This is a genomic window from Siminovitchia jepli, from assembly GCF_047228825.1.
Lineage (GTDB): Bacteria > Bacillota > Bacilli > Bacillales > Bacillaceae_C > Siminovitchia.
This window is the reverse complement of record NZ_JBFEGN010000008.1, coordinates 1-22,776: the sequence shown is the minus strand read 5'-3', so window position 1 is coordinate 22,776 and position 22,776 is coordinate 1. Positions and strand designations below refer to the sequence as shown.

General features: G+C 45.1%; 19 protein-coding genes. All 19 read left to right on the top strand.

From position 1 onward, the window contains the following. Positions 1 to 12 precede the first annotated feature (12 nt). The 19 genes from AB1L08_RS05680 to AB1L08_RS05590 all read left to right on the top strand — a co-directional run bounded on the left by AB1L08_RS05680 (position 13) and on the right by AB1L08_RS05590 (position 22,371). Positions 13 to 1,698, top strand: coding sequence for a sigma 54-interacting transcriptional regulator (locus AB1L08_RS05680; protein ID WP_413063698.1), 1,686 nt, complete (start codon positions 13 to 15; stop codon positions 1,696 to 1,698). Between the two features lie 187 nt (positions 1,699 to 1,885). Continuing rightward, the gene (locus tag AB1L08_RS05675; RefSeq protein ID WP_413063697.1) at positions 1,886 to 3,463 is read left to right on the top strand and encodes an ATP-dependent acyl-CoA ligase; all 1,578 of its coding nucleotides are present in this window, start codon (positions 1,886 to 1,888) and stop codon (positions 3,461 to 3,463) included. Positions 3,464 to 3,483: 20 nt separating this feature from the next. Further along, on the top strand, positions 3,484 to 4,275 hold the full coding sequence (locus AB1L08_RS05670; RefSeq protein ID WP_413063696.1) for an enoyl-CoA hydratase: 792 nt from the start codon (positions 3,484 to 3,486) through the stop codon (positions 4,273 to 4,275). A 20-nt stretch (positions 4,276 to 4,295) separates the two neighbouring features. Next, positions 4,296 to 5,636 carry an acetyl-CoA carboxylase biotin carboxylase subunit gene (accC, locus tag AB1L08_RS05665; protein WP_413063695.1) on the top strand — a complete coding sequence of 447 codons (1,341 nt, stop codon included), beginning with the start codon at positions 4,296 to 4,298 and terminating at the stop codon, positions 5,634 to 5,636. A 12-nt stretch (positions 5,637 to 5,648) separates the two neighbouring features. Next, positions 5,649 to 5,861, top strand: coding sequence for an acetyl-CoA carboxylase biotin carboxyl carrier protein subunit (locus tag AB1L08_RS05660; protein WP_413063694.1), 213 nt, complete (start codon positions 5,649 to 5,651; stop codon positions 5,859 to 5,861). 26 nt (positions 5,862 to 5,887) lie between these two features. Further along, on the top strand, positions 5,888 to 7,414 hold the full coding sequence (locus AB1L08_RS05655; protein WP_413063693.1) for an acyl-CoA carboxylase subunit beta: 1,527 nt from the start codon (positions 5,888 to 5,890) through the stop codon (positions 7,412 to 7,414). Positions 7,415 to 7,515: 101 nt separating this feature from the next. Beyond that, positions 7,516 to 7,935 (top strand): hypothetical protein, encoded by a 420-nt coding sequence (locus AB1L08_RS05650; RefSeq protein WP_413063692.1) that lies wholly within the window; start codon positions 7,516 to 7,518, stop codon positions 7,933 to 7,935. Between the two features lie 5 nt (positions 7,936 to 7,940). Next, positions 7,941 to 9,407, top strand: coding sequence for a sodium:solute symporter family transporter (locus AB1L08_RS05645; protein WP_413063691.1), 1,467 nt, complete (start codon positions 7,941 to 7,943; stop codon positions 9,405 to 9,407). A 72-nt stretch (positions 9,408 to 9,479) separates the two neighbouring features. Next, positions 9,480 to 9,719, top strand: coding sequence for a hypothetical protein (locus AB1L08_RS05640; protein WP_413063690.1), 240 nt, complete (start codon positions 9,480 to 9,482; stop codon positions 9,717 to 9,719). Between the two features lie 521 nt (positions 9,720 to 10,240). Continuing rightward, the gene (locus AB1L08_RS05635; protein WP_413063689.1) at positions 10,241 to 11,188 is read left to right on the top strand and encodes an Rpn family recombination-promoting nuclease/putative transposase; all 948 of its coding nucleotides are present in this window, start codon (positions 10,241 to 10,243) and stop codon (positions 11,186 to 11,188) included. Positions 11,189 to 11,313: 125 nt separating this feature from the next. Then, on the top strand, positions 11,314 to 12,444 hold the full coding sequence (gene solA, locus AB1L08_RS05630) for an N-methyl-L-tryptophan oxidase (RefSeq protein WP_413063688.1): 1,131 nt from the start codon (positions 11,314 to 11,316) through the stop codon (positions 12,442 to 12,444). 539 nt (positions 12,445 to 12,983) lie between these two features. Continuing rightward, entirely contained in the window at positions 12,984 to 14,078 is a 1,095-nt protein-coding gene (pdhA, locus tag AB1L08_RS05625; protein ID WP_413063687.1) for a pyruvate dehydrogenase (acetyl-transferring) E1 component subunit alpha, read from the top strand. Continuing rightward, positions 14,075 to 15,067, top strand: a complete 993-nt coding sequence (locus AB1L08_RS05620) for an alpha-ketoacid dehydrogenase subunit beta (protein ID WP_413063686.1) — start codon at positions 14,075 to 14,077, stop codon at positions 15,065 to 15,067. Before pdhA ends, AB1L08_RS05620 begins: the two co-directional genes overlap by 4 nt. A 12-nt stretch (positions 15,068 to 15,079) precedes the next feature. Next, a complete protein-coding gene (locus AB1L08_RS05615) occupies positions 15,080 to 16,324 on the top strand; it encodes a dihydrolipoamide acetyltransferase family protein (RefSeq protein ID WP_413063685.1) in 1,245 nt (414 codons plus the stop codon). 27 nt (positions 16,325 to 16,351) lie between these two features. Beyond that, positions 16,352 to 17,494: a Leu/Phe/Val dehydrogenase gene (locus tag AB1L08_RS05610; protein ID WP_413063684.1), complete on the top strand. Its 1,143-nt coding sequence runs from the start codon at positions 16,352 to 16,354 to the stop codon at positions 17,492 to 17,494. 39 nt (positions 17,495 to 17,533) lie between these two features. Continuing rightward, the gene (locus AB1L08_RS05605) at positions 17,534 to 17,953 is read left to right on the top strand and encodes a PaaI family thioesterase (RefSeq protein ID WP_413063683.1); all 420 of its coding nucleotides are present in this window, start codon (positions 17,534 to 17,536) and stop codon (positions 17,951 to 17,953) included. A gap of 95 nt (positions 17,954 to 18,048) precedes the next feature. After that, positions 18,049 to 19,494 (top strand): Na+/H+ antiporter NhaC, encoded by a 1,446-nt coding sequence (gene nhaC / locus AB1L08_RS05600; RefSeq protein WP_413063682.1) that lies wholly within the window; start codon positions 18,049 to 18,051, stop codon positions 19,492 to 19,494. A 131-nt stretch (positions 19,495 to 19,625) separates the two neighbouring features. Continuing rightward, the gene (gene eutB, locus AB1L08_RS05595; protein WP_413063681.1) at positions 19,626 to 20,636 is read left to right on the top strand and encodes a hydroxyectoine utilization dehydratase EutB; all 1,011 of its coding nucleotides are present in this window, start codon (positions 19,626 to 19,628) and stop codon (positions 20,634 to 20,636) included. A gap of 40 nt (positions 20,637 to 20,676) precedes the next feature. After that, entirely contained in the window at positions 20,677 to 22,371 is a 1,695-nt protein-coding gene (locus tag AB1L08_RS05590) for a PucR family transcriptional regulator (RefSeq protein ID WP_413063680.1), read from the top strand. The last annotated feature ends 405 nt before the right edge of the window (positions 22,372 to 22,776 follow it).

Sequence of the window (22,776 nt, the reverse complement as noted above, 5' to 3'; positions counted from 1 at the left end):
GAGATGGCTGAAATGAATACTCGCCTCGCTTTACACTTGGAATTTGACCACCTGCTTCGATATGTGCAACGCGCGATGCTCATCACGGACCGAACAAGAACGATCATTGCCTGCAATGATTTGGCCGGTACATGTTTTAAAAAACGAAGGAATGAACTGATCGGCCAAAAATTGGAAGCAATCATTCCGGAAACGAAGCTGCACAATGAACATCATATCCATATTTCAAGGAAAGGGAAGCGTCTTCTTTTACACCAATGTCCCATGCATGATGGGCACGACGAAGCCGGAATGCTCATCATCATTGACGACCAGCCTGATCAATTGCTCCAGCAAACGATCGACAAATATGAAAACGCTCTCAACCAACTGTCCGAGTGTATTCTAGGCGTGGATGACAAAGGGAATGTCAATTTTTTAAGCCGCTCCTATGCCAACTTGCTCGGAATTGATGACCCGAATTCCGTCATTGGAAAACATTGTACCGAGGTCGTTGAAAACACGAGAATGCATATCGTCATTCAAACGGGTGAAACAGAAATAGGACATTTGATGAAAATTGGCGGAAAAACGGTATTGGCGACCCGAATCCCTATTTTTCAGAACGGAAAAATTACTGGAGCCATTGGAAAGATCATGTTTCATGATGTTGACGAATTTAAAGCATTGGCGAACAGGGTTCAGGAAATGGAGTCCAAAATTGCGTTTTATGAAAAAGAGATGAAACGGATTCGGGGAGCCAAATATTCCTTTCAAAGCATCGTGGGAAACAGCGCCAAAATCAGGGAAGTAAAAAACAATGCCCAAAAAGTGGCGAGAAGCCGATCGACGGTTTTAATTAAGGGGGAAACCGGAACGGGAAAAGAATTGTTTGCCCACGCGATCCATCTTGCGAGTCCGCGCAGTGCCGGGCCGTTTATCCCTGTTAACTGTGCCGCAATTCCGAAAGAGTTGTTGGAAGCGGAATTGTTCGGTTATGAAAGCGGTGCTTTTACCGGCGCAAAAAAAACCGGGAAGCAGGGAAAATTTGAGCTGGCCAATAACGGAACATTGTTTTTGGATGAAATAGGTGACTTGCCGCTTGATATGCAGGCAAAGCTTCTAAGAGCGCTGGAAAGGAAGGAAATTGAACGAATTGGCGGAACGACATCCAAAAAAATTGATGTCCGCATTATTGCTGCAACGAATCAAGACTTATGGGAAATGACGCGCGAGGGTAGCTTTCGGGATGATTTGTATTATCGCCTGAACGTTTTTATGCTTGATATTCCCTCATTGCGGGAAAGAAAGGAAGACATTATTCCCATTGCAAGCCATCTTATGCAAAAGCTGAATGGAGAAATGGGTGTGAATGTTACTGCCATGAATGGCGCAGTTCAACAGGTATTTTTGAGCTATCATTGGCCGGGAAACATCCGGGAGCTTGAAAATGTTTTGGAACGTTCCATGAACGTCGTTGAAAATGACGGTTTGATTCAAATGCATCATTTGCCTGTTTATTTAAGAAAAAGAAGAAGTTCGATGGAAACAGATGGCATCTTTTCGTTGAAAAACCAAATGGAAGAAGCTGAAAAAAGAGCCATTTTAAAAGCGCTGGAAAAAACGGAAGGAAACAGACAGAAGGCGGCAAAGCTATTGGGGATCCACAGGGCAAGTCTTTACAGGAAAATCGAAAAGTACGGAATAATGGATGAGTGAAGGGGCTAAAAAGCCTCTTTTTTTGTTGCAAAGCTGCGAACCAGTCGCAAAATTGAGACGGTTAAATAGATCATTTTTGCGACATTTATGCGGCTTTTCCCGGATCTGTCCGTAAAAAGTGAATGGCATGGTTTTTGCGTTATAGAGTTTAAGTGCAAAAAATCCATGAAAGGGGAGAAGACGTTGGATGATTGAAAATTTGGCGCAGTTTTTAGTCCGGAGAATTGAAAAAACACCGGAAAAAGTGTTTCTCGAGTTTGAACAGCAGCGAATCACGTATGAAGGATTGTATAGGCGCGCAGCGCAATCTGCGAGAGGGTTTTCCGAGCTGGGCATTCAAACGGAGGACAAAGTGTGCGTGATGCTCGATAACAGCCCGGAATATATGGATGTATGGTTTGGGCTTACATGCATAGGAGCCGTTATTGTACCCATCAATGTCCATTTAAAAGGGGACGGCCTGCAGTATATTTTATCGCATTCGGAATGCAAGGCGATCGTATTGGACGATAGCTATATGGATCGCATCAGGCCATGTCTGTCTTCATTGCCAAAGGATGTAAAAATAATAATCCATACAGAAAAGCAATTACCCGATTGGGGAGAATACACGAAACTCAAAGATGTTATCACACATCCCGAAAGCAATCTGCCTTCTTTGGATTTTCCGGGAACCGCGATCAACAGCATTCTGTACACATCGGGAACAACCGGGCCGCCCAAAGGGGTCATGTTGAGCCATGCAGCATATGTCCATTCTGCAAAGGAATTTGCCGAGCGGATGGTGGGCGTACGCAAGGACGATATTCTTTTTACCACTTTGCCTTTATTTCATATTAATGCCCAAGCCCATACCGTGTTGGGCGGAATTCACGCCAATGCGACCATTGCTTTGAGCAAGAAATTCAGCGCTTCCCGCTTTTGGGATGAAGTCCGCTTTCATCATGCGACCATTTTCAACGCTTTGGGCTCCATGATTCCCATTCTTTGCAAACAGCCCGAACAAGAAAACGATCAAGATAATCCCGCCCGCATTGCGGCGTGTGCTGCAACGCCGGAAAAATTCTGGAAACCATTTGAAGAAAGATTTAAAATAAAAATTGTTGAAGGCTACGGCCTGACGGAAACAACTGGATTTTGCGTCTCGAATCCTATTCATGAAGGACGAATTCCTTCAATCGGAAAGCCGTTTCCTTTTGCTGAAGCCAAAATTGCCGACGAAAATGGTAAGCGTTTGCAAATAGGGGAAATCGGAGAAATATTCATCCGTTCCTTACAGAAACATGCGTTTATGGAAGGGTATTATAAAATGCCGGATAAAACAGAGGAAGCCTTGCTCGACGGCTGGTTTCGAACCGGTGACCTTGGGTACGAAGATGAAGAAGGCTATATGTATTTCTGTGACCGCTTAAAACAGTGTATCAGGCGAAGAGGTGAAAACATTTCGTCATGGGAAGTTGAAAAAGTGATTAATGCCCATCCAAAGGTGCTTGAATCGGCGGCTGTCGGAGTTCCGTCCGAAATCGGGGAGGAAGACGTCAAGGTATATGTCATTTTAAGGGAAGGTGAAACCCTGCCGTATGTTGAATTGATTAAGTGGTGTGAAGACCGTATGGCATACTTTATGGTTCCGCGCTACATTCAATATGTCGATTCCTTTCCCAAAACCGCCACTGAGCGCGTGCAAAAATTTAAGCTGAAGGAAGAAGGGATTGGGGACGCATGGGACAGGGAAAAAGCACTCGGGCGGATTCGAAAAAAATAATGTTTACGGGGGGGAAGATAGTGGATGTAGATCAAGTAGTACGTGTCTTGAAGAATGAAGGGGTCGCAATCGTAGAGATTGATCATCCGCCTGTAAACGCGTTAAGCGGGGAAGTAGTCAATCAACTCACCAATATGATGAAAGATATTGAAGGTGACCCGCACGTGAGGGCAGTGATCATCACAGGAAACGGTGAAAAAGCGTTTGTTGCGGGGGCCAATATTAAGGAATTCCCTGATTGGATCGGCAAAGGAGAGGAATTGGCCGAAGAAAAATCGAAATGGCTTCAGTATCCCTTTGATTTGATTGACCGGCTTTCGAAGCCGACGATTGCGGCGATCAACGGTCTGGCTTTGGGTGGAGGCTGCGAGCTGGCCCTTGCTTGTGATATGCGCATAGCGGAAGAACATGCCCAAATCGGGCTTCCGGAAATCATGCTGGGCCTTTTTCCGGGAGCAGGCGGTACGCAGCGGCTGCCAAGGCTTATCGGGGAAGGGAAAGCAAAAGAATTGATGTTTACAGGGGAACCCGTTTCGGCCCGTGAAGCCCTTCGGATTGGGCTTGTCAATATCGTTGTTCCCCAAGGTGAGGCTGTAAAAAAAGCTCGGGAGCTGGCGAAAAAAATGTCCGGATACTCGATGCCCGCCCTGTCGCTGATGAAAAAAGCAATCACGGAAGGGCGGGACGGATCTCTTGAAAGCGGATTGGCATTGGAAGCCAAATATTTCGGCCAAGTATTTCAAACGGAAGATGTGAAAGAAGGGGTATCAGCCTTTATTGAAAAACGAAGTCCTGCATTTACTCACAAGTAAAGAGAAGGCGGTGTTCAGTCATGTTTCAAAAAGTGTTGATTGCAAACCGGGGTGAGATTGCTGTTCGGATTATACGGACTTGCCAACTGTTAGGCATCCAAACAGTTGCAGTATATTCTGAAGCGGATGCAGATGCGCCGCACGTTCAAAAGGCGGATGAAGCCTACCTTTTGGGAGGCCCAAGAGTGGTTGAAAGTTACCTGAACCCAGAAAAAATTTTGGATGCCGCGACAAAATCCGCAGCGGATGCCATTCATCCGGGATATGGCTTTCTCTCCGAAAACAGTAAATTTGCCAAACGATGTGAAGAAGAAGGCCTTGTATTCATCGGCCCCTCTCCGGATGTGATTTCCCGGATGGGCAGCAAAATTGAATCAAGAAAAGCCATGCAGGAAGCAGGTGTTCCGGTTGTTCCCGGCATTACCCATTCGCTTGCTGATGTAGAAGCAGCCGTTCGGACGGCCGAGGAAATCGGGTTTCCGGTCATGTTAAAAGCTTCCGCCGGCGGCGGGGGGATCGGTATGCAAATTGCCCGCAATGCCGATGAACTGCGAAAAGCATTTGCCGGAAATCAAAAGCGGGCGGCGGATTTTTTTGGCGACAGTGCCATGTATATGGAAAAATATATTGAAAATCCGCGCCATATTGAAATCCAAATTTTGGCCGATAAGCTCGGCAATACCGTTCATTTATGGGAGCGGGAATGCTCCATTCAGCGCCGTCACCAAAAAGTGCTGGAGGAAGCCCCTTCTCCGTTTTTAGATGATGACACAAGGAAGAAAATGGGTGAAGCAGCTGTCAAGGCAGCCCATGCCATAGGATATTCCAATGCCGGGACGGTTGAATTTTTAGTAGATCAAGACAAAAACTTTTATTTTCTGGAAATGAACACCCGCCTGCAGGTGGAACATCCGATTACAGAAGAAATCACCGGGCTGGATTTGGTTGCTGAGCAATTGAAAATTGCAGCCGACTATTCGTTAACGATGTCCCAGTCAGATATCCATCCAAAGGGTCATGCCATAGAAGCAAGAATTTATGCGGAGGATCCGAAAACATTTTTCCCTTCTCCGGGTAAAATAACGAAATTGATATTGCCCGCTGGTCCCGGCGTCCGCAACGATGTCGGTGTACATGACAAATCAAATGTAACGCCTTTTTATGACCCGATGATTGCCAAGCTGATTGTGAAAGGAAAAGACAGGGATGAAGCGATCGGGCGGCTGCAGGCGGCACTTTCGGCCTATGAAGTAGAAGGGATTAAAACCAATATTCCGCTTTTGCAACGAATTGCGGACCATCCTGCTTTTCAAAAAGGCGAGACAGCAACCAATTTTATTGATAAACATTTGAAGCAGTGAGGAGGAATTATTATGAGTAAAGTATTGGCCAGCATGGCTGGAAACGTATGGAAGATTCTTTATAAAGAAGGGGATGAAGTTCAAGCGGGTGAAGATGTTGTCATTTTGGAATCAATGAAGATGGAAATTCCCATCCAGGCTGAAACAGGTGGAGTCATTAAGGAAATCAAAGTCAATGAAGGTGACTTTGTCAACGAAGGTGACGTACTGATCGAGCTGGAATAAATTTTTTTACAAAGGAGCCATGAACCATGTTAAGAGAAACACTGAATAAAAGAATGGAGCGCATTCAGCAAGGCGGTGCTCCCAAATACCATGAACAAAATGAGAAACGGAGGAAGCTTTTCGTCCGCGACCGTTTAAAGCGGCTGCTTGATGCGGATTCATTTTTGGAGGATGCCATGTTTGCCAATTGCGAAGCGGATGGCCTGCCGGCGGACGGAGTCGTGACGGGGCTCGGGAAAATGGGCGGCCAGACGGTTTGTGTCATGGCGAACGATTCCACTGTAAAGGCCGGTTCATGGGGGGCAAGGACCGTAGAGAAAATCATCCGCATCCAGGAAACGGCCGAAAAGATGAGGGTCCCGCTCATTTATCTGGTTGATTCGGCAGGTGCAAGAATTACCGACCAGGTAGAAATGTTTCCGGGCCGCCGCGGGGCAGGGAGAATTTTTTACAATCAAGTAAAACTGTCCGGAAAAATCCCGCAAATTTGTGTGTTATTCGGTCCATCAGCAGCTGGTGGTGCTTATATACCCGCTTTTTGCGATATCGTCATCATGGTTGATCAAAATGCTTCCATGTATCTCGGTTCGCCGCGAATGGCGGAAATGGTCATCGGGGAAAAGGTGACACTGGAAGAAATGGGCGGTGCCCGCATGCATTGTTCGGTATCAGGGTGCGGGGATGTATTGGCCCATAATGAGGAAGAAGCCATTGAGCTGGTTAAAAGTTATCTCTCGTATTTTCCGGCGAATTTTTCGGAAAAGCCGCCGGTACGGGAAGCAGTTCCTGCAAAAAAGTTGGAAAAAACATTGGAAGAGCTCATTCCTGCCAATCAAAACGCTCCGTTCAATATGTATGACTTTATAAATGGAATTATTGATGAGGATTCATTTTTTGAAATCAAGAAGTTGTTTGCAGGTGAAATCATTACCGGGCTTGCCAGACTGGATGGAAAACCGGTCGGAATCATCGCGAACCAACCCCGGGTGAAAGGCGGCGTATTATTTCATGACTCTGCAGACAAGGCGGCCAGATTTATGACCCTTTGCGATGCATTTCATATTCCGCTCCTGTTCCTTGTCGATGTTCCCGGCTTCATGATCGGAACAAAAGTGGAGCGTGAAGGAATTATCCGCCACGGGGCGAAAATGATCTCGGCGATGTCGGAAGCGACGGTGCCCAAAATCTCCATCATTGTCCGGAAGGCGTATGGGGCGGGATTATATGCGATGTGCGGACCGGCGTTTGAACCGGATTGCTGCCTTGCGCTGCCCTCAGCCCAAATCGCTGTGATGGGGCCGGAAGCTGCCGTAAACGCTGTCTATGCAAAGAAAATAGCCGAGCTTGATGAAAGTGAGCGGAATGCTTTTATCCAGCAAAAGAGAAAAGAGTATAAGGAAGGGATTGATATATATAAACTGGCTTCGGAAATGATCGTCGACGGCATCGTTTCCGCCGATTCGCTACGCGGAGAACTGATCCAACGGTTTGAAGCATATTCGTCAAAGTATACGGTTTTTTCCGAACGAAAACACCCGGTTTATCCAGTTTAAGAAAAGCCGTTCATGGGGTTCCGTGGAACCCCGAAAACAAAAAATGACGGAATATTTAGTGGAGGTTCATTTTTCAAACTTATTAAAAAGGAGGAATACGGATGTCGCGTACAGATCAAGCCATTTATGCACTGCTCGGACTTTCCATTGTGATGTTCATCGGGATGGTAACCGGGTCCTGGAGGGCAGTTCTCTATCCTTATTTACTGATGATCGGGCTTGCCATCTTCCTGGGGCTGATCAAAGATGTCAAAAAAAATCCCCGTAAAATTTGGATTCCCGTAACGGTTACAGCGATTTATTTACTTTTGTATATATTCCACGATGTCATCACGCTGGATTCCCCGTCAGGAGGAACGGGTTTCATATTTGGTCTTTCACCGGCAATGGCTTTGTATATTTTCGGCATTTGGCCAATGGCTGTTCTTGTTTGTCTATTATATACTTTGACCTTTCCGAAAGATGATGTTACACAGCAGCTCCGTCATGGGGGCAAAAAGAACATAAATATTGAGGGGTGAAGTCTTTGAGTACTACAATCATTATTATTGTAGCCATCTATTTGCTTATTTGTATTTTGATCGGGCTATGGGCAACAAGAAGAACGAAAACAGCGAGCGACTTTTTAATTGCCGGAAGAAATTTGGGCATGTTTGTCATGGCGATTGCGGCGTTTTCTTCGATTCAAAGCGGATTTGGCATGCTGGGCGGCACCGGATTGACTTTCAGCAACGGGATGGGATTCGTTGCGGGAATCGGCATATCGGCTTCGTTGGGATTTGCGCTAACATGGTATTTGGCTGGCAAAAGGATTTGGCAAATCGGGAGTTTGGGTGAAGTTTATACGCTCGGTGACGTCGTGGAAAAAAGATACGAAAGCAAGGCTGTCCGCGGATGGCTTGGTCTTGCGATTGCTTTTGGCGTGATAGGTTATTTGGGGACGCAAGTCCAGGCGATGGGTGTCATCATGCAAAGTATTTTTGGCATCTCTCCCAAGCTGGGGGCCATTATCGGGCTTGGCATTCTCGCGTTTTATTGTGTAGGCGGGGGCATTATTGCAAGCGTTTATACAGATCTTTTCCAAGGAGTTATTATGGTTGTTGTTTCTTTGATTGTCTTTTTCCTGGCCATCAATGCAGGAGGCGGTGTGCAAACTATTTCCGAAAACCTTCAAAGTGCCGATCCCCTGTTAACTTCATCTTTTGGAACATATCCAATCATCACCGTTGTCTGCTGGATTTTTTTGTTCAGCCTGGGAGCAGCAGGACAGCCGCATTTTATTAATAAATTCTTAATGATTAAAAGCCAAAAAGAATTAAAGTGGGGTGCTTTTACGGCAGGTCTTGCGTATGCTTTTACCACCTTATTGGTGATTGGGATTGGGCTGACAGCCAGGTCCCTGGAAATTCAAGGGAAGTTTCCGGAGATTGCTTCCCCTGACGAGTCTCTTACCACCTTTGTTACGCATTTTACCTCGCCGATTGTGGCAGGCCTTGTGCTTTCCGGGCTACTTGCAGCTATCATGTCTACTGGGTCCGCATTCGTTACATTGGGTGCAGCCAGTTTAATACGAGATATCCCGAGGGCATTTAATAAACAGGTTAAAAATGAATTGCTGTTCAATCGGCTGGCGGTCGTCGGACTATTGATATTATCTCTTTTATTTTCGTTTTATATGGATACGCTCGTTGCTTTGCTCGGCATCTTCGGCTGGGGAACATTCGCTTCTGCAGTATTCCCGCCCATCGTTTTGGGGCTGATTTGGAAAAAGGCCACAAAATACGGGGCGATTGCCAGTATTATCGTCGGGCTGATCTTAAACTTCACCTTGGAAATTTTGAATAAATACGAAGTTTCCCTTTTGCCGCCAGGCGTCATTGTCGGAGCATTTGCCTTTATCGTATCGATTATCGTGTTTATCGGCGTTTCCCTTCTGACACAGGAGTCTGTCGTCAAATTGGACAAAGATGTAGTTGATGCGATGGAGGGATAAGGTTGTTTCGGCGGAAGTCTATCTTTTTCGGTCCGGGTTCTTTATGATAAGACTGAAGGAAGGTGATGGAACATGGGGAAATGTAATTTGGATCACTCGCGTGAAGATGTTGTAAAAAAGCTCGATGATCAAAAACCATTCTTGCCAAAAGGACTGGCCGGCAGGACAGAAGCATTTTTAAAAAATGAACATTCTCAGGAAACGTTGAATGAACTGTTTCATCTCTTGAAAAAGTATGACCTGGCCAGTGAAGAAGAGCGAGAGGGAAGAAATGAAAGGATTGCGGGATTGGTGAATAAGACAGGTGTCTGAGTTCTCAGACACCTGTTCCTTTTGTTGCTAGTGTTCTTGATTGATAAGGATTAACGAAGCTCAAACCTGTTCCTGGTTTTGACAGAATATATTGTCATTGCCTTAGCTGTAAATGTATCTATAAGGTTCGTTATAAACAAATGTTCTCCTTCGGATGTTTCTTTACTCCTTCTTTAAGAGGAGGTTTAGTAACTTCATTTTTATTTTGCCGGGGAGTCTGGCAGAGGAACTGGGACATTTTTCACAAAGCGAGCAGCCTCAGGAAACGTTGAATGAAGTATTCCATTTATTGAAGAAATATGATTTGCGCATAAAGGAGTGAAAGGGAAGAGAGAGATAGAAAGTTTAAAAATTTAATAAAAGATAGGGTATAGTTCGTAACTTGAACGCAGGCCTTTAAGTAAGAAGTTTAACCATTCTCTGAAATTGATTAAACCTCTTTTTAATGGCTTTTTTGCGGAACATATGTTTGCTTCATGGTATAATTCAGGTATCAAACGGGTCAAGGATGTGATAAACTGATGGTAACAAGTTTGGTATTGGAAAAGCCCCGAGAATACATGAATGTCGACTATGACGGCCTATGGAAGAAATTGATTTATGAATTGTTTGAAGAATTTCTGTTGTTTTTTGCTGCTCATTTATACGAGGAGGTAGATTTTTTAAAGAAACCTGAATTTTTGCAGCAAGAGCTTTTCCGGGAAATTATCCAGGAAAAGAAAGGGAAACAGGTTGCCGATCAAGTGGTGAAGGTTTTTCTGAAGAACGGCGGAGAAAAGTGGATTTTTATCCATATTGAGATTCAAGGAGATCCCGATCCGGACTTTTCTAAAAGGATGTTTCGTTATTACTATCGAATATTTGATAAGTACGACCGCGATGTGATCGCCATCGCTTTGTTAACAGATGCTTCTAACTATTTCCGGCCAAATATGTATCAACGTTCCTCTTTTGGCACAACATTAACGTACCAATATAATATCTACAAATTTCAAGATCAAGATGAAGAACAACTGCTACGTTCCAAGAACCCCTTTGGTTTGGCTGTGTTGGCAGGCAAATATGCCAATGAAGCCAAACGCGACACTGAAAAACGCTATCGCTTTAAAAGAGAAATCATCCAATCCGTATTGCAACATAAGAATTATCCCCCAGAAGAACGACGCCTATATGTATCTGCTCTCATTTATTTCATTGACTATCTGCTGCAAATTCCAGAAGAACTGACAAAAAAGCTAAGAAGGGAAATTATCATATCAGAGGAGGCAAAGGAAATGCTCTATCTCGATCGAAACAACTTACCATTAAGTTGGTCTGAATGGGAGAAAACAGTCAAGGAGGAAGGAAGAGAGGAAGGAATTGAAAAAAAACAACGGGAGATTGCCAAAAAGATGTTGCAGGAAGGCTATTCAATACAAGAGATTGTGAAAGTGACCGAACTTTCGGAAGCGGAAGTTCGGAAATTATAAAAGGTGTGGGTGCCTGGTACCCACACTTTTTATATACCGCACAAACAGTGGAACAGAATCTAAATCCTTGATAATTGGAAGTGCGGAATTACTTATAATGGAGAATAAGAGGAGAGTGTTGAGACATGAGCTACGAAGTGATCATTATCGGTGCCGGTTCCATGGGAATGGCTGCAGGATATTATTTATCAAATAAAGGAAAGAAGGTATTGTTGATCGATGCTTTCGATCCGCCGCATACGGAAGGTTCCCATCATGGAGAAACCCGGATTATCCGGCATGCCTATGGCGAGGGGGAAAATTACGTTCCGCTTGCGCTTAGAGCGCAGGAGCTGTGGCTTGCATTAGAAAAAGAATCCAACGGAAAGTTGTTCTTGCAGACGGGTGTTTTAAATGTGGGTGCCCCTGATTCGGCGTTTATAAAAAATGTCATCAAGAGCGGTGAAACCTATTCATTGCCTGTTGAGGTGTTAACTGCCGCGGAAATGAATAAAAGATGGCCTGGATTCCAATTCACGGATGATCTCATCGGCTGTTTTGAAAAAAATTCCGGTGTCCTTATGGTTGAAGATTGCATCCGGTCATACCGGGAACTTGCAGAAAAAAATGGTACAGTACTTAAAACAAACACAACCGTGACATCAATAGAAGCCACCGAATCTTCGGTTACCGTTAAAACGGACTGTGAGGTTTTTACAGGTGAAAAATTGATCGTCACTGCCGGAAAAGGGACAGGTCCCATCCTTTCCACGTTGGGTCTGGAATTGCCGCTTCAGCCCGTAAGAAAAACTTTTTCCTGGTTTGATTCTGACGAAGCCGTTTATCGTATGAACCAATTTCCTGCTTTCGCGGTCAATTATCCAAATTCGGATGAATTGTACTATGGCTTTCCAAGCATAGATGGTGCAGGGGTAAAAATCGGCCGCCACGATGAAGGACATCCGGTGCAGCCGGGGGAAAAATTGGCCGATTTCGGAACAATTCCCGACGATAAACAGGACGTAAAGGGCTTCGCCGAAAGATTCTTGTCCCGCGAAATGCCACTAAAATATGGAAAAACCTGTGTTTACACAAATACGCCAGACAGCGATTTTATCATTGACAAGCATCCTGATTTGAAAAATGTATTCTTTGCCTGCGGTTTTTCCGGGCATGGATTCAAATTCGCCAGTGTCGTCGGAGAGATATTGAGCCAAATGATCATGGATGGAAAAACTGAAATGGATATATCCGCTTTTGCAATTGACAGGTTTTGATCGCTGACCGAGATAAATTGGGAACGATCGTGGTCATTTTAGTCGACCGGATAACAAGCATTTATTTACCGCAATGGATTGTCCCAGTATGTTATAGTCTTCTTCTCTTAGCCGGTATCGTTTTTATCATTCAGCTATGGAAATGGGAACAGAAAAAGGATATCGTACTGTAAGGGAGCGGTAAAATTGTCATCATTTGAATTGAATTGGGAAAAAAGATGTTTTTTGAAAAATAAGAATGAAGATCTCCAAAAATCATGGCAAAGATGTATAAAATGAACATAAAAAAGAACTGACCTAGTGGTTAGTTCTTTTTTTTGGCAAACCTGCCACATTAGGCTTATATTCCGCTTGATTCAAACCCGGAAGCAACTGAACATCTCCAATCAAGCACACCGCTTTAACGGATTAAAAGATTGATGCTATAAAGAAAAAACGCGTTGAAGCATGTGTTTGCGCGGATTTTTCATTTATATTAAGCTGACAGTAAATGAACGGATTTTGAAAGATGCTCTAAAAGATGTAAGGAGTGATAGAAAATGAGAGCGACAGAGACAAGGACATTTGATGCCGAATTGCAGTTTCCGATGCTGCAGGTAGTCGATCATGAAGGGAATCTTGTAAATGACACGTATAAAAGCGAAATGACAAAGGAATTGGCTCAAACGTTTTACCGGCAGCTAAAAAAAATGCGGTTATTTGACCGGAAAGCGGTCAATCTTCAGCGCCAGGGACGTCTGGGAACTTATCCGCCGTTTGAAGGGCAGGAAGCGGCACAAGTTGGAAGCGCTTTATCGTTGGATGACACGGACTGGATGTTCCCGACATATAGAGACCATGCGGCGATGATTACTTTTGGCCAGTCCTACAATATTTTGGCCAATTGGAATGGGCGGATTGAAGGCAACGTGCCGCCAAAAGGGAAGAAGATCCTGCCGCCGTCGGTCCCGATTGCCACACAGCTTCCACTTGCAACAGGTGCAGCGATGGCAGCCAAATTTCAAGGAGATACGGCAGCTTCAATCGCTTATTTCGGAGATGGAGCGACATCGGAAGGCGATTTCCATGAAGGGCTGAATTTTGCGAGCGTATTCAAAGCCCCCGTTGTATTTTTCAATCAAAACAATGGTTATGCGATTTCTGTTCCGATTGAAAAGCAGATGAATTCAAAAACGATTGCCCAAAAATCAGTCGCCTATGACATGCCGGGCGTCCGCATTGACGGGAATGATATTTTCATCGTTTATTTTGAGACGAAAAAAGCGCTCGCGCGTGCGCGAAGCGGTGAAGGGCCCACTTTAATTGAAGCGGTTACATGGAGATACGGCGCCCATACAACGGCAGACGATCCGAAAAAATACCGTGACCAGCAGGAAAGTGAACAACGGAGAAAGTATGATCCAGTCACGAGGCTTGAACTGTTTATGAAAAAGAATGGCTATTGGGACGAAGTTTGGGCACTGAGCGTTGAAGAAGAGGCAACAGAAGAAATTGAGGCGGCGGTGAAGGAAATGGAAATGATGCCTCCGCCAGATGTAAATGATCTTTATGATCACATGTTTGAGGAGCTTCCGTGGACGATTGCAGAACATAAAAAACAATATTTGGAGCATTTGAGAGGTGGAACAAGATGATTGCTGCCGAAACGAAACAAATGACGCTGATTCAGGCGGTTACGGACGGATTGCGCACGATGCTGAGAGAAAGAGAGGAAGTCCTCGTTTTGGGTGAGGACGTCGGAAAAAACGGCGGTGTGTTCCGGGCAACGGATGGGCTCCAGGAAGAATTTGGCGAACAGCGGGTGATTGATACGCCTTTGAGTGAAGCGGGAATCATCGGGACATCCATCGGGATGGCGATGTACGGCATGAAGCCTGTCGCTGAAATCCAATTTTTGGGGTTTGTTTACCCGGCCTATGAGCAGATTATGACCCACGCAACACGCATGCGCTATCGTTCCATGGGGCAGTTTACCGTGCCGCTGGTGATCCGGGCCCCGTACGGAGCGGGGGTCCGCGCCCCGGAAATCCATTCGGACAGTGTGGAGGCATTGTTCACCCATATGCCCGGAATCAAAGTCGTCTGCCCGTCCAATCCGTATGATGCCAAAGGCTTGCTTATATCTGCCATTGAAGATCCCGATCCGGTCCTGTTCCTGGAATCCCTGCGCCTGTACCGCTCGGTAAGGGGAGAGGTGCCGGAGGGAAAATATACGGTGGAAATCGGAAAAGGGGCCCGGTTAAAAGAAGGGGAAGATATGACCATCATCGCCTGGGGAGCGATGATGCCGATCGCCATGAAAGCTGCAGAGCAGGCGGAGCAAGAAGGCATTACCTGTGATGTGATCGATTTGCGGACATTATATCCGATTGACAAAGATATTATCGCCGAATCGGTCCAAAAGACGGGCCGTTGCGTCATCGTCCATGAAGCACACGGCACAGGCGGACTTGGCAACGATGTTGTTTCGATCATCAATGATACCTCTTTCCTATATATGAAAGCTCCGATCGAAAGGGTCACCGGAGCGGACGTCCATGTTCCATTTTGGGCTTTGGAAGAACATTATGTGCCGACGCCTGCACGTGTCAAGGAAGCAATCGACAAAGTCATCCATTTTTAAGGAGGGATTTGAATGATCGAGGTAAAATTGCATGATATTGGCGAAGGAATGACAGAAGGGGATATCATATCGTATCTGGTGAAAGAAGGCGACACTGTCACTGTTGACCAGCCGCTAGTCGAGGTCCAGACAGAAAAAATGGTAGCGGAATTGACATCACCGGCCAACGGCACCGTCAAGGAAATTTTGGTTGATATCGGAAAAACGATTCCGGTCGGAACAACGATTTTGACCATCGCATCTGAACAAGGTTCAGATCCAGCTCCTTTCAATGCAAAAAAAGAGGGGGCCATATCAGCCATTCCGATACAAAAATCAATGATTATGGAAAAACCCAGGCAAGATCCGCTTAAAAGGGTGAAGGCCGCTCCTTATACAAGAAAAGTGGCCAGGGAACATGACGTGGATATTGCACTTGTCGAAGGAACGGGACGCGGGGGGCGGATAACGGTCGAAGACGTTCTCCGGTATGTAAAAGAAAGGGATCACGGCCGAACGGAAGCAGTGTCCGTCCCGGAAGAAACGCAAGCCGCGGAAAAAGAAACTGCACCACAGTCCGAGGAACAATTTGACACGATTCCATTCAAAGGCCGCCGCAAGCAAATCGCGATGAAAATGAGCCAGTCGCTCTTTACGATCCCCCATGTTTGTCATTTTGAGGAAGTCGACATGACCGAACTGCTCCATTTCCGCAAAGAGCTGAAAGCAATGGATGAAAATATTTCTGTTGCCGCCTTTTTCATTAAGGTGCTGGCCATCGCGTTAAAAGAATACCCGGTGTTCAATGCCAAACTGGATGAAGAAAATGAAGTAATCCGCCTCGGAAAATCGGTGCACATGGGCATTGCCGCCGATGCGGAGGAAGGCTTGATCGTTCCGGTTATCCGCGATGCGGATAAAAAATCGCTCCGCGTCATTCATCGGGAAATGAAGGAACTGACACAAAAAGCGAAAGAGAACAAATTGACGGTAAAGGAAATCACAGGCAGCACGTTTACGATCAGCAATGTAGGGCCAATGGGAAGCATTGGCGCCACACCGATCATCAATTATCCTGAAACCGGTCTCATGGCATTCCACAAAACGAAAAAGATGCCTGTCGTAAATGAAAATGATGAGATCGTCATCCGTTCCATCATGAATGTAACGATGACATTTGACCACCGTGTCGCCGATGGCGGTACAGCGATCGCTTTTACCAACCGGTTTAAATCCCTGATTGAAAATCCTAAAAAATTAATGCTGGAGCTTGTCTAGCAAATAATTGAACGGAGGAAAAAGAAAATGGCAAAACAGCTTGAAAAGTCATCAATCGGCAATGAAGATATTTTTCAAAAAATGGCCAACCATGAGCAAGTCGTCTTTTGCAACGATCCGGCCTCCGGCCTGCGGGCAATCATCGCGATTCATGATACAACGCTCGGTCCGGCACTGGGAGGGACCCGGATGTATCCTTATGCAAGCGTGGACGAGGCACTTAAAGACGTCCTTCGCCTGTCAGAAGGGATGACGTATAAATGCGCAGCTGCCGGTCTCGACTTTGGCGGCGGGAAAGCGGTCATTATCGGCAATCCGGAAAAAGACAAATCACCGGCTTTGTTCCGGGCGTTCGGCCAATTCGTAGACTCCCTGAATGGAAGATTCTATACGGGTACAGACATGGGAACGACAATGGATGATTTCGTCCACGCATTGAAAGAGACGAATTTTATTAACGGCATTCCCGAACAATACGGCGGAAGCGGCGATTCATCCATTCCGACTTCACAAGGGGTTGTCTATGCACTGAAAGCGACGAACAAGTATTTGTTCGGCAGTGATCACCTTTCCGGAAAAACATACGCCATCCAGGGGTTGGGGAAAGTAGGATATAAGGTGGCGGAACAATTACTTGAAGCCGGCGCCAATTTATTTGTAACAGACATTCATGAACATGTCCTGAAATCCATCAAAGAAAAATCAAAAGAACTGGGCGGCTCGGTAACGATTGTAAAAAGCGATGAGATTTACAGTGTGGATGCCGATGTGTTCGTCCCCTGTGCGCTGGGCGGCGTGATCAATGACGAAACGATTCCCCGGTTAAAAGTAAAAGCCATTGTGGGATCTGCAAACAACCAGCTCCTCAGTGACCATCATGCAAAGTTGCTGGAAGAAAAGGGAATTCTTTATGCGCCTGATTATATTGTCAATGCCGGCGGGCTGATCCAGGTAGCTGACGAACTGTATGGACCGAATAAGGAACGGGTATTGCTCAAAACGAAAGAAATATACCGCTCCCTCCTGGAAATTTTTAAACAGGCTGATCTTGACTGCATCACGACGGTGGAAGCAGCAAACCGAAAATGCCAAAAGACGATTGAAGACCAACGGAACCGCAACAGCTTTTTTACAAGGGGCCGCAAGCCAAAGTGGAATATTAAAGAATGAGTGATTTGAAAGCGCGAACATTGGAAGGGAGAAGTCTGGATGAACAAACATGATACAATAGATCTGATGGAGGTGGCCAACAACAAAGCCACCCCTCCGAATTGTGATCTCACCCTGCAGATTCAAACTGTTTTTGCGAAGGATGGAAAAGCAAAAGGGATTTGGGAAGTGGACGAAAAATTCCTGAATGGACTCGGAGTGACAATGGGCGGATACCTTGCTTCGGCGGCGGATATCATGATGGCGTATGCCATTTCGTCGCTGCTGAAGGAAGGCCAGACCTTTGCTTCGATTGATTTACATACAACCTTTCACCGGCCGGTTTTTCCCGGAACAGTGGAAGTGTACGCTGTCGTTGAAAGGCTCGGAAAAAAGGTGGCCTACTTAACGGCGGAATTGGTACAGAACGATAAAAAAGCGGGGAATGCTGTTTCTTCCGTCATGATTATTGAAAAATAAGAAACCTTTTGGAAAGACGTCAATTCAACTGAAATAGACTAAGTCGTTGTATAATATAATTCTCTTTATTTTTTTCAGAAAAACTGGAGGTCTCCATGAATTCTCATAAACAGTTGAACTTATACTATGCATGGGCCCCAATTGTCATACTGACCCTGTTGGCGGCATTGTCCATCTTCAAATGGGATGCGGGCATGTTCATTCCTTTACTGGGGGGCATCATTGCCACTGCCACTGTCGGAATGATGGCAGGATTCAAATGGGCAGAGCTTGAAAAGTTCATTGCTCAAGGGGTGGCCCGGGCTCTGCCTGCCATTTTCATCCTTTTTCTTATCGGCATAATCATTGGTACATGGATTCTGGGCGGTGTAATTCCTACCATTATCTATTATGGCCTGGGAATTCTCAGCCCGAAAATTTTTCTGCCTGCGGTCGCTTTTATTACGGGGATTGTTTCCATGACACTTGGAAGCTCGCTCACTTCCATTGCAACGGTGGGTCTTGCCTTGATGGCAATAGGGGAAGGCCTGGGCTTTCCTGCGGCCATTGTTGCCGGTGCGGTCATTTCCGGTGCCTTTTTGGGGGATAAGCTGTCACCTTTGTCAGACACGACCAATATTGCACCGGTTATGGCTGATACGGATCTGTTCAGCCATATCCGCCATATGCTTTGGGATACAGTTCCGGCATTTGCCATTTCCCTTATACTGTATTGGGTTGTCGGCCTCAATTATTCGGCCGGGGCAGCAACTGATGGAAAAGTCCAGGAGATCATGCAGGGGCTGGACAAGCTCTTTCTGATCAATCCGCTGCTCCTGATTTTGCCTTTGCTTACTTTTTATGTTGTTTACAAGCGCCTTCCCGCTGTCCCTTCATTGATTTTTATCAGTGCGCTGGGTGCCTTGATTGCGTTTTTTGTCCAGGGAAGCAGTATCACCCAAATTGTGAACGTGATGACCGACGGTTATACGGTTGATACAGGCGTAGAAACGATAGATTCATTGTTGAACCGCGGCGGCATCACATCCATGCTTCCGACGATCGGGCTGGTTGTACTGGCAACAGGATTGGGCGGAATATTGGACGGCACCGGGGCATTCAAAAGAATAATCGATGCGGTGGCGCACAAAATCAGGAGCACCGGTTCACTGATTCTGTCCACCATTTCATCAACGTTTTTAGTCGGCTTGGCAAGCGGCGAGCAATATTTGTCCATCATCTTGCCGGCCAGAACATTCCGCGATAAGTTTAAAGAACGGGGATTGGATACGAAAAACCTGTCCAGATGCGTGGAAGCCGCCGGTACGGTGGGAATTACACTTATCCCATGGAGTGTACCGTCCATTTTTGCCACACAGGTCTTGGGCGTAAAGGCAACGGCATTTATTCCGTTCATCTTTTTTGCTTTTCTCGTGCCTGTCATCAATATCATCTACGGCTATTTGGATATTTCCATTGCCAGGAAAGATTACTCAGAACCCAGACAGAATAAAGAGGATTACAAATTCAATTTGGCTGTTCGGAAAGTCAGCGAAAACTGACTCTTCCGGCAGCCTTTTATTTTTCACGGCTCTTAAGCAAAAAAATGGTTTATAAATTTCACACTTCTTGTGATAGTATTATTAATATTCAGGAAAACATCAAGCTGAAAGTACTTAAAGGAGGGCTAATATTGGGAAAGACAGAAACACTTCATACTTCCGCAGGGAAACACGTGACACTCCAACAGATTTTTGAAGCTAAAAGGCGAGTCTATCAAATTGTAAAACCTACACCGTTTATCCAATCCATCCAGCTTTCGGATCAACTCGGTTCACCCGTATATTTGAAACTTGAAAACTACCATGAAATTGGCGCTTTTAAAGTAAGGGGTGCCGCGAATAAAATTTTGCAATTGTCAAATGAAGAAAAAAAGCGTGGAGTCGCCACTTTTTCTACTGGGAACCACGGACTGGCAGTTGCCTATGTGGCGAAAAAAATGGGGATTTCTGCAACCGTTTGCATTTCAAATCGTGTTCCAAAAGCAAAAGTGGACGCCATACGGTTGGCAGGGGCACGGATTGAAATCGTCGGGGAAGGGCAGGATGATGCAGAAAAATACTGCTATGAATTGGAGGAAAAAAACGGTGTAACGGTGATTAAGCCGTTTGACGACCCCGATATTATCGCCGGACAGGGGACGATTGGCATCGAAATGGCAGAAGAGGAACCAGACATTGAAGTTGCCGTGATACCGATATCCGGAGGGGGACTGTTTGCCGGTATTGCAACCGCTTTAAAGTCATATAATCCGAAAATGAAAATGATTGGCGTATCGATGGAGCGTTCTCCCGTCATGTATGAGAGTATCCGGGCCGGAAAGCCTGTGATCCTGAAGGAACAGCCCACGCTTGCGGATAGTTTGCTTGGAGGAATTGGGCTCAACAATGCGTATACTTTTGAGATTGCCAAAAATCTGGTAGATGATTTTGTACTGGTATCGGAAGAAGAAATTGCCGAAGCAATGGGCTTTATGGCGGCCGAACACCGGATGATTGTAGAGGGGGCTGCAGCTACCGGAGTTGCAGCATTGCTGAATAGAAAGATAGATTTGGCAGGCATGAAGGCAGGAACGATTATCACCGGAAATAATGTGGATCTCTCTGTTATTTCAAATGTGATTCAAGACTATCAACGGAAATAGTGCATATTGCCTTATATCACATTATGGGGGAGGGTGAACGTTGAATCTGTTATTGGAAGAGGTATTAAAGTTTCCCATTTTCGAGACTGCAAAGGTTATTTCTGGGAAAGGCGTCATCAGTCAAAAATCAGTGGAATGGGTGTCCGTCATTGAAAGTCCCGTAGAAAATTTTGTCAGGGAGAATGAGCTGGTTTTAACAACAGGCATTGGCTGTTATACGAATATGCAGTCTTTTTTTGATTTTTGCAAAGACGTTTACGAGTCTGGTGCATCCGCCTTGGCGATTGCCACAGGCCACTATATTAATAGAATACCGGAAGAAATCACCCAGTTTGCAGAGAAAAATCATTTTGTTCTTTTGGATTTGCCGTGGGAAATTCGATTCGCAGATATCATACACGAAGTGACAAGCGCCATTAACCATATTCAACACGATGAACTGATCAGATTAAAAGAATTCCAGCAGCAGCTGATTGAAATGTTTTTAACGAAGCAGCCTTTTGCGGAAATTATTCGTGTCGTTGAGAAAGAATTGGGGCTCCCGGTACTTGTTGTAAACAACAAAGGGCATGTTGCAGCTGGTTCCGCCAATATTCACCAAGTTCGCCGCTTGTGGAAAAGTATGAAAGAAAATAACGATGCCGAGGAGTCGCATCATCCGATTTTTTCCAAGTTAAATAGGACAATCGGCAAGGAAGTTCAATTGTTTCACATGAACATTCAATCCAGTGAACAAGATCAAGGTGTTTTTTTTATCGTTGCCCCTCCAACCTATAAGATGAGATTAAGAGAAGTCAATATTATTGAACAGGCTGTTATGGTTTCTGCACTTTGGTTGACGAGTGAGACGGCCATTGCAGAAAATAAGGCGCTTTTGCAGAATGAATTTGTGATCGGGTTAACGGGAGAAGAAGAGCCGGAAGTGGAAACGTTACGGGAGAAGGCGCGGAATCTCGGTTTTGATATTGACTTAAAATATGAATGCATTATTGGTTATCCGGAAAATTTGGAGACTCTTTTTTATGAAGATGGCGGGACCAATCATGAAACAAAGCATTCGTGGTTTGAAAGCATGATGACGTATATTGAGAGTGAACTGGCCGATGCCGGCCAATCGATTCATCGGAACGTGATGTATGCTCAGGAAGAGGATAAACTGGTCATATTCCTGGAGACAACCGATTTCGCATCCCAATCGTCTTCGAATGGAACGATCAATCAGTTTCTGGACCATGTGGAGCGCAGATTAAATAAACTGCTTCCCGGGCTGATTGTGTCATGGGGAATTGGAAAGCATGAAGATGGGAAAATGACTTTTTTCCGAAGTTATCAAAAGGCACTTTCCGCCTTGGAAGTCGGAAGAAAGCAAAAAGGGATCGGGAAGCGCTACCATTTTGACAATACCCGGATCAGCCGGCTTATTTTAAACTTATCGAAAAATGAAGAAGTGCGGGAAATTGCTATGTCAACACTTTCCCCGTTGATCGAATATGATCAAAAAAGAGAAATGGATTTGATTAATACGTTTATTGCCTATAATGAAAACTCCGGAAATGTAAGCCAAGCTGCCCGCGTTTTGAACTTGCATCGCCAATCTTTATTATATAGGCTCCGAAAAATTGAATCACTGACAAACCTCTCCTTAACAAATCCGGATGATTTGTTTTTGCTTGATTTCAGCATCAAAATTTGGATGAGCGGCATGAATCAAAATAAAGACCGGTTTGTACTTTGAGAAAAAATTGGACAGGTTCTTTGCCTGTCTTATTTTTTATTCAAATTGTATAAAGACATCCCGGTGAAATTCATACAAGTTTTATAATGTTTTTTACATTTTTACTATTTATAATGAAATATAAATGTAAGCACTTACAAGACAAAGAACGACGAAAGCTGGCAGATTTCTTGTTTTGGGGGAGCAGCAATTTTCAAGCATGATACAAAGGAATGTCTATTTTATGAGGAGCAGAAGCAGTCGCGTACAATTTCTAAAATACAGCAAACAAGGGGGATAATCATGAAAAAATATTTTGTCATTTTGGCAGCCGTCCTTTTGGTTCTTATCAGTGCATGCGGATCCAATAACGCGTCTAAAGGTGGAGGGAAAGCGAAAAGCGACAAAGGCACCCTTGAACGAATC